At 26.6% G+C, this 14,020-nt stretch carries 14 protein-coding genes and 1 riboswitch; of the genes, 2 read left to right on the top strand and 12 right to left on the bottom strand.

Annotation, left to right across the window (positions count from 1 at the left end; genetic code table 11):
- Positions 1-42: 42 nt before the first annotated feature.
- Positions 43-741: a response regulator transcription factor gene (locus EIH23_RS01970; RefSeq protein ID WP_122638543.1), complete on the bottom strand. Its 699-nt coding sequence runs from the start codon at positions 739-741 to the stop codon at positions 43-45.
- A 189-nt stretch (positions 742-930) separates the two neighbouring features.
- Entirely contained in the window at positions 931-1,506 is a 576-nt protein-coding gene (locus tag EIH23_RS01965; protein ID WP_122638542.1) for a hypothetical protein, read from the bottom strand.
- A gap of 468 nt (positions 1,507-1,974) precedes the next feature.
- Between EIH23_RS01965 and EIH23_RS01960 the strand changes: the two genes are divergently transcribed.
- On the top strand, positions 1,975-3,273 hold the full coding sequence (locus EIH23_RS01960) for a dicarboxylate/amino acid:cation symporter (protein WP_122638541.1): 1,299 nt from the start codon (positions 1,975-1,977) through the stop codon (positions 3,271-3,273).
- Positions 3,274-3,328: 55 nt separating this feature from the next.
- Here the strand turns inward: EIH23_RS01960 and fsa are convergent, their stop codons facing one another.
- The 5 genes from fsa to EIH23_RS01935 all read right to left on the bottom strand — a co-directional run bounded on the left by fsa (position 3,329) and on the right by EIH23_RS01935 (position 7,958).
- Positions 3,329-3,979, bottom strand: coding sequence for a fructose-6-phosphate aldolase (gene fsa / locus EIH23_RS01955; protein ID WP_122638540.1), 651 nt, complete (start codon positions 3,977-3,979; stop codon positions 3,329-3,331).
- 256 nt (positions 3,980-4,235) lie between these two features.
- Complete coding sequence (locus EIH23_RS01950) at positions 4,236-4,808, bottom strand: xanthine phosphoribosyltransferase (protein WP_122638539.1); 573 nt, start codon at positions 4,806-4,808, stop codon at positions 4,236-4,238.
- Positions 4,809-4,957: 149 nt separating this feature from the next.
- Positions 4,958-5,059: riboswitch (purine riboswitch) on the bottom strand.
- Positions 5,060-5,096: 37 nt separating this feature from the next.
- Entirely contained in the window at positions 5,097-5,414 is a 318-nt protein-coding gene (trxA, locus tag EIH23_RS01945) for a thioredoxin TrxA (protein ID WP_122638538.1), read from the bottom strand.
- 16 nt (positions 5,415-5,430) lie between these two features.
- Entirely contained in the window at positions 5,431-6,366 is a 936-nt protein-coding gene (gene trxB, locus EIH23_RS01940) for a thioredoxin-disulfide reductase (RefSeq protein WP_122638537.1), read from the bottom strand.
- A 32-nt stretch (positions 6,367-6,398) separates the two neighbouring features.
- Positions 6,399-7,958, bottom strand: a complete 1,560-nt coding sequence (locus EIH23_RS01935) for a M3 family oligoendopeptidase (protein WP_334294981.1) — start codon at positions 7,956-7,958, stop codon at positions 6,399-6,401.
- 262 nt (positions 7,959-8,220) lie between these two features.
- Here EIH23_RS01935 and yidA point away from each other — a divergent pair, with 262 nt between their 5' ends.
- Entirely contained in the window at positions 8,221-9,036 is an 816-nt protein-coding gene (yidA, locus tag EIH23_RS01930) for a sugar-phosphatase (RefSeq protein ID WP_122638535.1), read from the top strand.
- Positions 9,037-9,098: 62 nt separating this feature from the next.
- Here yidA and EIH23_RS01925 read toward each other — a convergent pair whose 3' ends face one another.
- The 5 genes from EIH23_RS01925 to EIH23_RS01905 form a co-directional block, all read right to left on the bottom strand.
- Positions 9,099-9,398, bottom strand: a complete 300-nt coding sequence (locus tag EIH23_RS01925; protein WP_122638534.1) for a nitrous oxide-stimulated promoter family protein — start codon at positions 9,396-9,398, stop codon at positions 9,099-9,101.
- Between the two features lie 10 nt (positions 9,399-9,408).
- Positions 9,409-11,052: an ABC transporter ATP-binding protein gene (locus EIH23_RS01920; RefSeq protein WP_206425638.1), complete on the bottom strand. Its 1,644-nt coding sequence runs from the start codon at positions 11,050-11,052 to the stop codon at positions 9,409-9,411.
- A gap of 31 nt (positions 11,053-11,083) precedes the next feature.
- Positions 11,084-12,847: an ABC transporter ATP-binding protein/permease gene (locus EIH23_RS01915; RefSeq protein WP_122638533.1), complete on the bottom strand. Its 1,764-nt coding sequence runs from the start codon at positions 12,845-12,847 to the stop codon at positions 11,084-11,086.
- Complete coding sequence (locus tag EIH23_RS01910; RefSeq protein WP_122638532.1) at positions 12,837-13,229, bottom strand: YbaN family protein; 393 nt, start codon at positions 13,227-13,229, stop codon at positions 12,837-12,839. Before EIH23_RS01910 ends, EIH23_RS01915 begins: the two co-directional genes overlap by 11 nt.
- A 137-nt stretch (positions 13,230-13,366) precedes the next feature.
- Positions 13,367-14,020, bottom strand: a 654-nt coding sequence (locus tag EIH23_RS01905) for a potassium channel family protein (RefSeq protein ID WP_122638531.1), incomplete at its 5' end; no start/stop codon positions are given.

The following is a 14,020-nucleotide window of genomic DNA, read 5'->3' as shown; positions in this document are numbered from 1 at the left end:
ATACAATTAAATATTAAACTTTTACTTTTTATTATTTTCCAACTATAATTTTTCAATTTTATATCCAACTCCCCACACAACTTTTAAATATTTCGGCTCTCTCGGATTGATTTCAATCTTCTCTCTTATCCTTCTTATATGAACTGCTACTGTATTTTCTACATTAAAACTTTCTTCTTGCCATACTTTTTCATATATCTCATCAATTGAGAATACCCTACCTTTATTGCGTAACAATAGTTCTAATATTTTGTATTCAATAGGCGTTACTTTTATAATTTCTCCATCTACTTTCACTTCTTTAGTATAAGTATTTAACTCTAATCCACCACTTTTAATTACTTCTTTATTCACATCTAAATTACTATAATTGCCTAAATTCATATATCTCCTTAAATTAGAGTTTACTCTTGCTACTAATTCTAACAAGTTAAAAGGCTTTGTTATATAATCATCTGCACCTATATTAAGTCCAATTATCTTATCTGTATCTTCACTCTTAGCTGACACTAATATTATAGGTATATTCTTTTCTTCTCTAATTTTTATAGTAGCTTTTATACCATATAATTTTGGCATCATTATATCCATTAAAATTAGGTGTATCTCTTTACTCATAATTATATCTAAAGCTTGTATTCCATCATAAGCCTTATAGGTATTAAAACCTTCGTTTTTTAAATATATTTCTATAGACTCAACTATTTCTCTATCATCATCAACAATCAGAATATTATACATATATTACCATCCCTTATTTTTAAATAATATCAAATCTGCTTATTTTTCTTTCTTCCATTATACAATATATCTATTTATTTTTACCTTTACTGACAATATTGTAATAAACATTTCTTAACAAAAGATTAATCTAAATCTTACAATTTTCTTACAATAAAAAAAGAACAAGCTATAAGCTTGCTCTTTTTACTATTTTATTAATTCTAAATATCCACTTGGATGGAATAGATATATGTTAGAATTAACTTTATCAACAAAGTATCCCATATCTCCATCTACATTTGGTAAAAATACATAACCACTTAACCCTTTTTCTTGTAGTGCAGAGAAATCACCTTCATTTCCTTGGTATATATACTCAACATTAGGATACATAGATTGTAATATATTCTCTGCTAAATTTTCAGTTAAAGCTATGTTTTCTTCTACAACAGTAGTCTCTTCATATTCTGATACTTCATTTTCTTTCTCATTAATGAAAACATCACTTTTTTCTTGTTCACTATTATTTTCTTTTATAATTTCTTGAGCATCTATTATTTCTTGAGCATCATTATTCTTATTAGCTCCATCACTCATATTACCATTACTTTCATCTTCATTATTTATGTAATTATTATCATCTTTAATTTCGTTTATAATGTTTGAAGGTACATTATAATTTATACTATCATCTTTAATTGCAAAACTCATATTTTTCATCGGGTTTAAAAATACTAATAAACCTGTACATAATATAGATACTGATATAATTCCTTTTTTCATTAATACACACCCTCTTCTGCAAATAATTCTTGCTTATTTTTTATAAATTTTAATATGATTTCTATAACCTAATAGTACCACTTAAAATAGATAAATAACAGTTACATCTCTGTTACCTATGATTACAAATCAGTAACAAAAACTACATAAAATTAATTAATATACTCATATAGATATAATTACATTTAACAGTAATTATTACTTATCTTTTCGCTTTTTATTCAATTTTAATAAAATTGATTTATATACGTATATTAAATTCATTTTTCAAAATTATTCATTTATACCTTAAAGTTGTACATTTATTTACACATTGATTTTCAAGTATTTGCTTAAGTGTTAATTCATTACAAAATAATATTTTTTATTTTTTTGAATGCTTTATATTTTTTCTTGCATATTCATCCTTTTATTGCTACTATTTAACTATAAAATAATTGATAGATTTTATTAAAAGGAGGAATTACTATGAAAAAAAAGTTAGGTCTGACTTCAAAAATTTTTATAGGAATATTTTTAGGTATAATTTGTGGCTTTATAATCAAATCTATGCCTAATGGAAACTTAAAAGATAATATATTATTAGGTGGTATTATAGAAATACTAGGAACGGGTTTTATAAGTGCAATAAAAATGCTTGTTGTCCCTTTAGTTTTCATATCATTAGTATGTGGTTCTTCATCTATGGGGGATATAAAGAAATTAGGAAGAATTGGTATTAAGACAATGTGCTTTTATTTACTTACTACTGCATTAGCCATATCAATCGCACTTGGAATTGGTAAATTAATAAACCCTGGATTAGGATTAGATATGTCTAGCTTAATAACTTCAGAAACTACTATTGGAGAAAGTAAATCTTTGGTTGATATAATACTGGGCACTATTCCTACAAATCCAATTCAGTCTTTAGCAAATGGAGAAATGCTTCAAATAATATTCTTTTCTTTATTATTAGGAATAGCTATGAGTATGGTCGGTAAAAAAGCTGAATCTGTTAGAGTATTTTTTGAATCAGCTAATGATATATGTATGAAAATGGTATCTATAATAATGTCATTTGCTCCATACGGTGTTTTTGCACTAATAACTAAAACATTTTCAACTGTTGGCTTTGAAGCTTTCGCCTCTTTATTAAAGTATATGTTTGCTGTCGTTTTAGCATTATTTATCCAAGCTATATTTGTTTACTCTGGTATGATAAAAGGACTTACTGGACTTAGTTTAAAGCCATTTTTCAAAAAATTTGCAAATGTAGCTGCAGTAACATTCTCAACAGCTTCAAGCAATGCTGCTCTACCTTTAACAATAGAGACTATGGAAGACTTAGGAGTTGATAATTCAGTAGCTTCATTCACCTTACCATTAGGTGCAACAATAAATATGGATGGAACTGCAATAATGCAAGGTGTTGCTTGCATATTTATATCTCAAATTTATGGTATAAATTTAGGTATAAACCAACTAATTACAATAATATTAACTGCTACTTTAGCTTCAATAGGAACAGCAGGTGTTCCAGGCGTTGGAATGATAACTTTATCTATGGTTTTAACATCTGTTGGCTTGCCAATAGAAGGTGTTGGATTAATTATGGGTGTTGATAGATTATTAGATATGACAAGAACTACTGTAAATGTAATGGGAGATTGTGCTTGTACTTTAATTGTAAGTAGTAGTGAAAAAGAATTCAATAAAACTAAATATTATCAAAATGATATAAATAACAAAGAAAACGAAAATGAACTAGTTGATTCTATATTATAAAGAATAAAAAAGGCTATACCTGTATGAGTATAGCCTTTTTTATTCTTTATAACTACTATAATTTTAATTCTGAACCTTCCCAATCTTTCATAAATTGAGCTATTCCCTTATCAGTTAAAGGATGTAATAGCATTTGTTTTATAACTTTAAATGGTACTGTAGCTATATGAGCACCTAATTTAGCTGCTTGTAATACGTGTATTGGGTTTCTTACACTTGCAACTATTATCTCAGTTTCTATTGCATTAACATCAAAAATTTCTGCTATTTCTGCTATTAGCTCTATTCCATCTTTACCTATATCATCTAATCTTCCAACAAATGGGCTTACATAAGTAGCTCCTGCTCTAGCTGCTAATAATGCTTGAGCTGCTGAGAATATTAATGTAACATTTGTTTTAACACCTTTTTTAGATAATATATTTACAGCTTTTAAACCTTCTTCTGTCATAGGTATTTTTATTACTATATTTCTATGTATTTGAGATAACTTTTCAGCTTCCTTTACCATACCTTCATGATCTAAACTTATTACCTCTGCACTTATTGGTCCATCAACTATAGATGTAATTTCTTTTATTACTTCTATAAAATCTCTACCTTCTTTAACTATTAATGATGGATTTGTAGTTACTCCACATATAACCCCTAAATCATTAGCTTGTCTTATTTCTTCAACATTAGCTGTGTCTATAAAAAATCTCATTTATGTACCTCCTATAAAACTAACTATAGTCATTAGATTCTGTAAAATAAATATTTTTAAAGTTTATTTTTATTTTACCTAAAAATTTAATTTATTATTATATAATATTTAAAATAAGGAATCTAATAATTCCCTTCGATTTTTATAGTATAGCATCTTTTTATATAAAATAATATATAAATAAAATTTTAACACCTATATATAAAAAGTAAAAGCTTAAGTCTATATATACTTAAGCTTTTTTACTTTTATTCAATTATCTAAAAGTTATATTTCCATTTTCAATAGATTCTATTATGGCTAGTGATTGTAAATTAATACCAGCTTCTTCTAATAAGTTTCTTCCTTCTTGGAACCCTTTTTCTATTACTATTCCGATACCTGCTAAATTAGCATTGGCTTGCTCTACGATATCTTTAAGTCCTAAAGCTGCTCTTCCATTAGCTAGAAAATCATCTAAAACCAATATATTTTCATCTTTATTTAAATATTTTTTAGAAACCTTTACACTATACTCTTTACCTTTAGTAAATGAAAATACCTTTGTCTCATATACATCTTTATCTAAATTTTTAGATTCAACCTTCTTTGCGAAAACTACCGGCACATTCCCAAAATGTTGCGCAGCTATAGAAGCTATAGCTATCCCTGATGCTTCTATAGTTAATATTTTATCTATCTTTTTATCTGCAAATCTTTTTTTAAATTCCTTTCCTATCTCATTTAAAAAGTTTACGTCTAATTGATGATTTAAAAAACTATCTACTTTTAGTATATCACTTCCAGATACACTACCTTCATTTAATATTTTGTCTTGTAATAACTTCATACTCATTTCCTCCCTGATATACTAAAATGTTGATGTATAAAATAAAAACTCCTGTCAAAATTAGACAGGAGTTTTATATTCATTTTAATAAACTTATTCAATCATATTATATTTATATATTATTAATATAGATCTTATTAAGTAAAATATTTTATATTATAAACCCCTGTAGTCAAGCAATTTACGGCAGCTTGGTAGAAACATTTGAACCATATCATCAAAAATATACAGGATATATATTTAATTTTATTATATTATATATTAAAAATATATTTTCTTCAATAAATATTATATATATTTCTTTACCATATTTTCTATATTTTCTTCAGTTGCATTATCTTTTACTACTTCATCTACTCTTTTCCCTTTTTTATAAATAACTATTGCTGGTAATCCTAAGACTTTTTCTTTTATAGCTACCCTTATAGACTTTTTTGTATCAAGTTCACAAAACTTTATTATTTTGCCATACTTTAAATCTAACTCTTCTAAAAATGGTAATAATTCTTTACATGGCTCACATACTTGACTCCAAAATTCAACCACAACTATTCCATCGTAATTTAAAACTTCTTGTTCAAAATTATTCTTATCTACAGTTATCATAAGACTCACCTACAATTTAGATTAAATTTCTTAAATACTCTTCTACACTCAATGCTGCTATAGCTCCATCGCTAGTAGCTGTTACAACTTGCCTTATTTTTTTGTATCTACAATCTCCTGCAGCAAAAACTCCATTTATGTTAGTTGCCATACATTCATCAGTTATTATATATCCATTATCCATATTAATAAAATTTTTAAATAATTCCGTCTTAGGATTAAGACCTATAAATACAAATAACCCTATAACACCATCATCTTCATCCCCTCTATACTCTACCAATTCATTAGTATAAATATCTCTTAAGAAAATCTTTTCTAATATCTCCTCTCCATCTATTTTTTCAACAACCTTATTAAAAATCAAATTTATTTTAGGGTTATTAATTAATTTATCCTTCATATACTGTGAGCATTTTAATTTATTACTTCTAACAACTATATTAACTTTTTTCGCATATTTAGCTATATAAAGAGCTTCCTTTATAGCACTTTCTCCAGAGCCAACTACAAATACTTCTAAATCTGTATATAAATACGCATCACAGATAGCACAATATGATATACCCTTACCTATAAAATTATTTTCTTTAGGTATATTTAATTTTTTAGGTAAAGATCCCGTAGCAATAATTAGTGATTTGCACTTATAAGTTCTCTCTTTACTCCTTAATATTTTTATATCTGATTTCAGATCTACATCAACTATAATATCTTTAATTATATTACCGCCTAGTTCTAAATACTGTTCTCTCATACGCTTCATTAAGCTAATTCCTGTTTCATTTTTTATACTACCAGGATAATTTTCTATTTCACAAGTATCAGTTATAATCCCACCAACTTTTTTCTTTTCAATTATTAAAGTATTTAACTTAGACCTTCCACTATAAATTCCAGAAGATAGTCCAGCAGGTCCCCCTCCTAAAATTATCAAATCATATATATCCATTCATATTTCCCTCTATATTATCCCCTTCTATTTTATAAACTTGTATCATCTACGCTATCTAACCAGCATTTTATATTAGATACAACACTCTCCACACATCCATCTTCAAATGGAGATTTTAAATCACCTATTTTAATAATTTCGAGAAATGACTTTCTACCACCAACTTTACAAATATTTATATAATCTTCCCATCCTTGCACTTTATTTTCTCTTACCTTTTTCCAAAATTGAAGAGAGCATATTTGAGCTAGAGTATAATCTATGTAATAGAATGGATTTTTAAATATATGGCCTTGCTTAAACCACCACGTTCCTTTTTCTAAAAAATCACATCCTTCGTAGTTTTTATGAGGAAGATATAATTTTTCTAGCTTTCTCCATACAGATTTTCTTTCAGTCTTACTCATATTAGGATTTTCATAAATATGGTGTTGGAATTCATCTACCAATACACCATATGGTATGAACTTAATAGCTGATGACATATGAGTAAACTTATATTTTTGTGTATCTTCCTTAAAGAATAACTCCATCCATGGCCAAGTAATGAATTCCATACTCATTGAATGTATTTCACAACTTTCAAAAGTCGGGAAATTTATTTCTGGCATTTCTATATCTCTAGACATATATAATTGAAATGCATGGCCTGCTTCATGAGTAAGAACATCAATATCATCAGCTGTTTTGTTAAAATTAGAGAATATAAACGGAGACTTGTATTTAGGTATATATGTACAATATCCACCAGCTGCCTTACCTTTTTTAGTAACTAAATCCATAAGTTCATTTTCTAACATAAAATTAAAGAACTCTTTAGTTTCATCTGATAATTCAAAATACATTTGTTTACCCATTTCTATTATATATTCAGGATCCCCTTTAGGTGTTGCATTTCCACTTTTAAACTCAAAATTCTCATCTATATAAGTTAATTTATTTAAATTAAGCCTTTCACCTTGTCTTTTATAAAGTTCTTCTGATAACGGTACGATATATTCTAAAACTTGCTTTCTAAAATTAGAAACCATATTCGCATTATAATCAGTTCTCATCATTCTTATATATCCAACTTCAACAAAGTTTTTAAATCCTAGCTTTTTAGCTATATCATTTCTAACTTTAACTAACTTATCAAATACTTCATCAAATTTGTCTTCATTTTGTTCAAAATATGCATAATATGCTTTTGAAGCCCTTTTTCTTATCTCTCTATCCTTTGAAAGCATAAATGATCCTAAGCCCGAAAGATTTCTTTCTTCACCTTCAAAATCTATCTTTGCTGAAGCTAGTAATCTTGTATATTCTGAACATAATTTATTTTCTTCTTGTAGTTCTTCTATTATCTCACTTGAAAAGGACTTTATTGAGTATTCACATATACTAAAAAACTGTTGTCCATAATCTTTAATAACTTCATCTTTAAATTTTGAATTAACTATAGATTTATAAAACATAGAATTTAATTCTTCAAATAGAGGTGAGTTCTCATCCCAATACTCTCTCTCTTTCACATAAAAATCAGACTCTGTATTTATACAGTACCTTATAGACGCTATAGTAGACATGCTTTCTATTTCATTTCTAATAACATTTAACTTTTCTATAGCACTTTTTTGATCTTCATATGTATTAGATATATTTATTTCTTCTACTATATTTTAAATAAAACTTTTATTTTATTATAATCTGGTCTTTCTATAATTAAACTCAGAAAATTTCATAATATCTCCTTTTACTAATACTTAATAATTAAATTATACAATATTATATATTTTTTCTATACACTAATTATAAATATATTGGTATAATCTAACTTAGAAACAAATTATTCATTGCTTGGGAGGTTGTATGTATAAATTAATCGCACTAGATATAGATGGAACTTTGTTAAATACTGAAAAAAAAATAACACCTGAAGTATTTACTTCTATCCAAGAAGCAAAAAATCAAGGGGCAAAAGTAGTTTTATCTACTGGTAGACCGCTACCAGGTGTAACACCTTTATTAGAAGAGTTAAACCTTACTGATGATGGTGACTATGTTATTTGTTTTAACGGGGCTGTTGTTCAAGAAGTAAAAAGTGAAAAAATTTTATGTGATTTAGAAATGGAATTAGAAGACTTTAATTTGATTTATAATGAAATTTATAAAAAACACAATACATTTATTCATATAAATACACCTACTAACTTAGTAACTCCTTGTAAGATACCTGGTAAATACACTCAGTTAGAGGCTACTATTAATAAAATAGATGTTGAATATATACCTGTGGAAAAAATAGATAATAATATTAAATTCTGTAAAGTAATGATTGTTGATGAATCAGAAAAGCTAGAAGAAATAATAAAATCAATACCTAAAGAGTTTTACGATAAATACACTATAGTTAGATCAGCTCCTTATTTCTTAGAATTCTTAAATAAAGATGCTAATAAAGGAAATGCTCTTAAAGCTTTATGTGATAATATAAATCTTCCTATAGAAAAAACTATAGCTGTTGGAGATGAAGAAAATGATCAACATATGATAAAATATGCTGGTCTTGGTGTTGCCATGGGTAATGCCCGTGATAGTATAAAAGACATAGCAGACTTCATAACTACTAGCAACAATGAACATGGTGTTGCTAATGTTATAAATAAATTTATATTAAATAAATAATATTGTAATTCTAAATAAGGAGTATACGAAAATACTATATTTTCATATACTCCTTTAGTAATTTACTTTTCTATAATATGCTTAATAACTTGTAATGGGCTATGTAATAGTAATCTAGGACCTGAAAATTTCATAACATCCTTAACTTTTGCTTTCATATCTTTTTTATAGCAGTGTATTGGACATTTACTACAAAACTTTTTCACTTCTCCAAATTTACAAAAATCTAACCTTTTATTTGCATAGTCTAAAAGTTCTCTGCACTCATCGCATAGGTCATTATTCTTACTTTTATGTTTTTTATTACAATAAATTTTTATCATTAAATCTATTGTTTCTTTTTCTCTTTGTATTCTTCCCATAGTAACCTCATTAGTTAAATTCTAATCTATTATTTCTTACATATACTTTTTTATCACATATTGCAGCACTAGATTTTCTATGAGATACCATTATGATAGTTTTATCATCAGATTCGTTTTGAATACTCTTTAGTATTTGTGCTTCATTTAAAGTATCTAAGTTACTAGTTGGTTCATCAAGTATTAAAACATGCGGATTATGTAAAAATGCTCTTGCTATACCTAATCTTTGTCTTTCTCCTGAAGATAAGTTACCTCCAATTTCTCCTACATTAGTTTTATATCCATTAGGTAAAGTCTTTATAAACTCATGTATAGATGCCTTTTTAGCAGCTTCTATTACCTCTTCTTCAGATGCATTTATGTTTCCTATTTTTATATTATTTTCTATAGTATCATTAAATAAAAATGTTTCTTGGCTGACTAAAGATTGCGTTTTTCTTAATGATTTAGTCGGTATATTTTTTATGTTTTTGCCATCAATTTCTATAGATCCATTATTAACATCCCAAAATCTCATTATAAGTTTTAATAATGTACTTTTTCCACAACCACTTTTACCTATTATAGCTACTTTTTCACCTTTGTTAATTTTTAAGTTTATATTTTTTAATAATTCTTCTTCTCTTCCTTTATATTTAAATCCAACATGCTTAATATTTATACTATCCATATTCAAGTCGCATTCACCAGGCACTTCTTCTACTGCCGGAACATCATCCAGTATATTAAATAATCTTTGAGCACATGCAAAAGTATGCATTAAGTTATTGGATAAGTTACTTAAAGCAACAGTAGGACCAAATGAACTAGCTAAAAGAACTATAGCTAATATTACTTGACCTAAGTTTATAATATTAGATTCAAATAATTTTACACCTGTAAATAAAGTTACTAATATAGCTAACATTATAGTTATATCTGTAAAGGCTCTAATTATACCCTCATGTTTCTTTATTACCTCAAGTTTTTCATTTAATTTTTCACTATTTTCATTTATAGTTTTTATTCTTTCTTCTCCAGTTCCAAAAAGTAAAACTTCTTTTATACCTTTTAAAGAATCCAATAAAAAACTATTTGTATTACCGAACTCATTTCTATATTCAAGCCCTGCTTGATTTGCATACTTAGAAGATAAAACTGGTATAGCTACTCCAACAATTAAATAGAATACAAATCCTATTATCCCAAAGTAAGGATGAACAGTATATAGTATTGCTCCAGTTATAGAAGAAGTTAATATAGCTATTGCTATGGGTGCTATTGTATGAGCATAAAAAACTTCTAATAGTTCTATATCACTAGTTATAACTGATATTAAATTTCCTTTTTCTTTTGTCTCTAATTTTGCTGGTGATAGCTTTCTTAAAGCTTTGAAAACTTGATCTCTAAGTATTGCTAATATCTTAAATGCAATGTAATGTCCAGAATATTGCTCTATAGCTCTAAGCCCACCTCTTAATATTGCACATGATATTATTATTTTTATAGTAGTACTAAGTTCAAATCCTATTTCTATACCTAAAATATTACTTATAGCAACAGCTCCAAAAGTCGTTACGGCTGTTGCAGCTAAGAAACCTATAACTCCAAAAGTTATTGTTATCATCATTATAGGCGTCAGTGGCTTTAATATCTTTATTAGTCTTGCCATTATCTTTATTCCAGATATTCTTTTTTGTTCATTATTCACAAGAAGCCACCTCCATCTCATTTTCATATACATTTTCTAAATCACTTTGCTTAGTGTATAAATTATAGTAAACAGATTTATTTTTCATAAGTTCAATATGACTTCCACTTTCAGCTATTTCACCCTTATGTAACGTGTAAATTCTATCTGCATTTATTACATTTGCTAATCTATGGGATATTACTATAACTGTTTTTTCCTTTGATAGTTCTTGTATTGTTTGTAATATACTATCTTCACTTTCAACATCTATATTTGAAGTTGCTTCATCAAATATATAGATTTCAGGGTTTGTAAGTATCATTCTAGCTAAAGCAAGTCTTTGTTTTTGACCTCCTGATAATAAAGATCCCCCTTCTCCAACTTTAGTATCTAATTTATTATCTAAGTTCATTACAAATTCATATAAATTCGCACTTATTAAAGCTTTATAAAGATCCTTTTCACTTGCATTTTTATTTCCCATCATTAAATTTTCTCTTATTGTTGTATTGAATATATAAGAGTTATGGCTTATAAAGCTTACTTTTTTTCTTAAAACACTAAATGGAATATCCTCTATATTAACTCCATTTAATGTTATCTTTCCATCATCAACTTTTCTTAATTTTAATAAAAGATTAGTTATAGTACTTTTACCACATCCACTTTCTCCTACAAGTGCGACCATAGATTTATTCTTAACTTCTATATTTATATTCCCAAGAATTTGTCTATCTTTATTATAACTAAAGTTTACCTTTTCTATATTTATAGATATATCTTTTAACTTATTTATATCTTCTTTAGATATTTCACTTTCTTCTTCAAGTTCTGTATCTAATAATTTAAACATTTTTTCAGATGCAGCCATACCATTAGTGGCTACATGGAAGAATGATCCTAATAATCTAAGTGGTATAAAGAACTCTGAAGATAATAAAATTATTACTACAGCTCCACCGACAGTTACATTTCCTCTTGATAATTCATTAACCGCAATTAATATACCTAATGCTGATCCTCCAAATGCAATCAAATCCATTATAGTTATAGAACTTAATTGCATAGTTAAAACTTTCATAGTTACTTTTCTAAAAGTTTCAGCTTCTTTGTTCATCTCATCATTTTTCTCTTCATCTAAATCAAATATTTTTAAAGTTGTTAAACCTTGAAGATTTTCTAAGAAAGAATCACCTAAGTTAGTATAAATACCCCAGTACTTACTTAAAAGCTTTTTAGCAAGTTTCATAACAGCCGCTATTGATATTGGTATTAATGGTATACATACTAGTAACACTAGAGCTGCTTTTAAACTTATTGTTGCCATAACTGCAAATAAAGTTAATGGACCTAATATACCATAAAATAATTGAGGCAAGAATTTGCCAAAATAGATTTCTAGTTGTTCTACCCCATCAACTGCAATTTGGACAGTTGAAGATGTAGATAAAGCATCACTATAATTAACTCCTAAGTCTAGTAGTTTTTTATATATCTTTTCTCTTAATATACTTCTAACTTGTCCCGAAGAGTTATGTGAAAATTTACCAGCCATAAAATTAGAAATGAATCTTATTATCATTAAAGAAGCTAAGTAAATCACATATCCTCCTAAATTAAAACTAAAATCATTATTAAATAATTTATTGATTATTTCACCTACAAATAATATTATCCCTATATTGCATATAACTGAGATCCAGTTAGCTATTACAGTTAAAAATATGTATTTTTTAGGCTCTTTACATATGGATAATAATCTTTTATCTAGCATATTTTGTCTCCTTTTTTATTGTTTTTATTTTAAATGTGAAGTAGTATAACTTAGTAAGAGAAACTAGTATCAAACTTATTCTCATATATAGATTATCTATCATAATAAATGGAAATAACATCATAATATCAGCAAATAGCACTAATGTAACTTTTTGTTTTAATGTCATAGATCTTGTTTGTACAAAACTTTCTAAATGTTTTTTGTATAACTTTGTACTTTTAAACCATCTATCAAATTTTTCAGACCCTTTTACAAAGCAAACAGATGCAAGCAAATAAAAAGGTGTTGTTGGCAATACAGGCAAAACAACACCAATAGATCCTAATATAAATGCTATCATACCTATAGTTATATAAAAAAACTTTTTAATATTAGCCATAATTTCCTCCATTAATTTATATTTTACTTATTCCAATAATATTTTATATTATTTGATAACTATTTTCAATACCATTTATTTACTATATTTTTAACTATATTTATATTTTTTTATATTTTTTTGCATTATTCTGAAAATTATCTAGTTATTTTTCTAGCTAACACAGCTGTCCATACTCCAATCATAGTAACCCCTAATACCATCTCTATACTTGATAAAATTATACTATATCCAATGGGTGTTATATCCCCATATCCAACTGCTGTAAATGTAACGATACTAAAATAAAGTGAATGAAAGAAATCCAAAGCTAAATTATCTATAGGCAGCTTAATTATAAAATCTATATTATAATTTATAATATTACCTCCAATGTCCAATCCTAAAAACATGTAAATTATTGCAAATATTAATAAAATTTCTATAGAAGTTATAAGTGCATAAGTAGGCCTTTCACCATAACCACATAATATCCAGAATATGTATGACTTAAGCTTATCTATTCCCTTTAATTTTTTTTGCTCCATACACTTAGATAAATAGTAATATTCTCCAGCATTATCAAAAAGTCTATTAGCTTCATATATAGCTTCTATATTTTTATAAACTATACTTGTCCTTTCATAAAAACTACTATCAACTTTATTAATATCAATTTTATCTATAAATGTATTCTCATTAAATTTAGTTATAAATTCATCTTTAAATTCTATATTACCTATAACACTATTTATAACTTTAAAACTTCTACAGTCACAATCCTTAAAATATATGCTTTCTAAATACGACAT

The sequence above is a fragment of the Romboutsia sp. Marseille-P6047 genome (assembly GCF_900604535.1).
Lineage (GTDB): Bacteria > Bacillota > Clostridia > Peptostreptococcales > Peptostreptococcaceae > Romboutsia_E.
The sequence above is the reverse complement of the archived record's forward strand: the minus strand, read 5'-3'. Positions and strand labels throughout refer to the sequence as shown.

Bases quoted from the DNA above. Each gene is read 5' to 3' on its own strand.
- EIH23_RS01910 (WP_122638532.1), bottom strand. From the start codon at position 13,229: ATGGCTAATATTAAAAAGTTTTTTTATATAACTATAGGTATGATAGCA.
- yidA (WP_122638535.1), top strand. From the start codon at position 8,221: ATGTATAAATTAATCGCACTAGATATAGATGGAACTTTGTTAAATACT.
- EIH23_RS01965 (WP_122638542.1), bottom strand. From the start codon at position 1,506: ATGAAAAAAGGAATTATATCAGTATCTATATTATGTACAGGTTTATTA.
- trxB (WP_122638537.1), bottom strand. From the start codon at position 6,366: ATGGATATATATGATTTGATAATTTTAGGAGGGGGACCTGCTGGACTA.
- trxA (WP_122638538.1), bottom strand. From the start codon at position 5,414: ATGATAACTGTAGATAAGAATAATTTTGAACAAGAAGTTTTAAATTAC.
- EIH23_RS01925 (WP_122638534.1), bottom strand. From the start codon at position 9,398: ATGGGAAGAATACAAAGAGAAAAAGAAACAATAGATTTAATGATAAAA.
- EIH23_RS01920 (WP_206425638.1), bottom strand. From the start codon at position 11,052: ATGGCAAGACTAATAAAGATATTAAAGCCACTGACGCCTATAATGATG.
- fsa (WP_122638540.1), bottom strand. From the start codon at position 3,979: ATGAGATTTTTTATAGACACAGCTAATGTTGAAGAAATAAGACAAGCT.
- EIH23_RS01970 (WP_122638543.1), bottom strand. From the start codon at position 741: ATGTATAATATTCTGATTGTTGATGATGATAGAGAAATAGTTGAGTCT.
- EIH23_RS01960 (WP_122638541.1), top strand. From the start codon at position 1,975: ATGAAAAAAAAGTTAGGTCTGACTTCAAAAATTTTTATAGGAATATTT.
- EIH23_RS01915 (WP_122638533.1), bottom strand. From the start codon at position 12,847: ATGCTAGATAAAAGATTATTATCCATATGTAAAGAGCCTAAAAAATAC.
- EIH23_RS01950 (WP_122638539.1), bottom strand. From the start codon at position 4,808: ATGAAGTTATTACAAGACAAAATATTAAATGAAGGTAGTGTATCTGGA.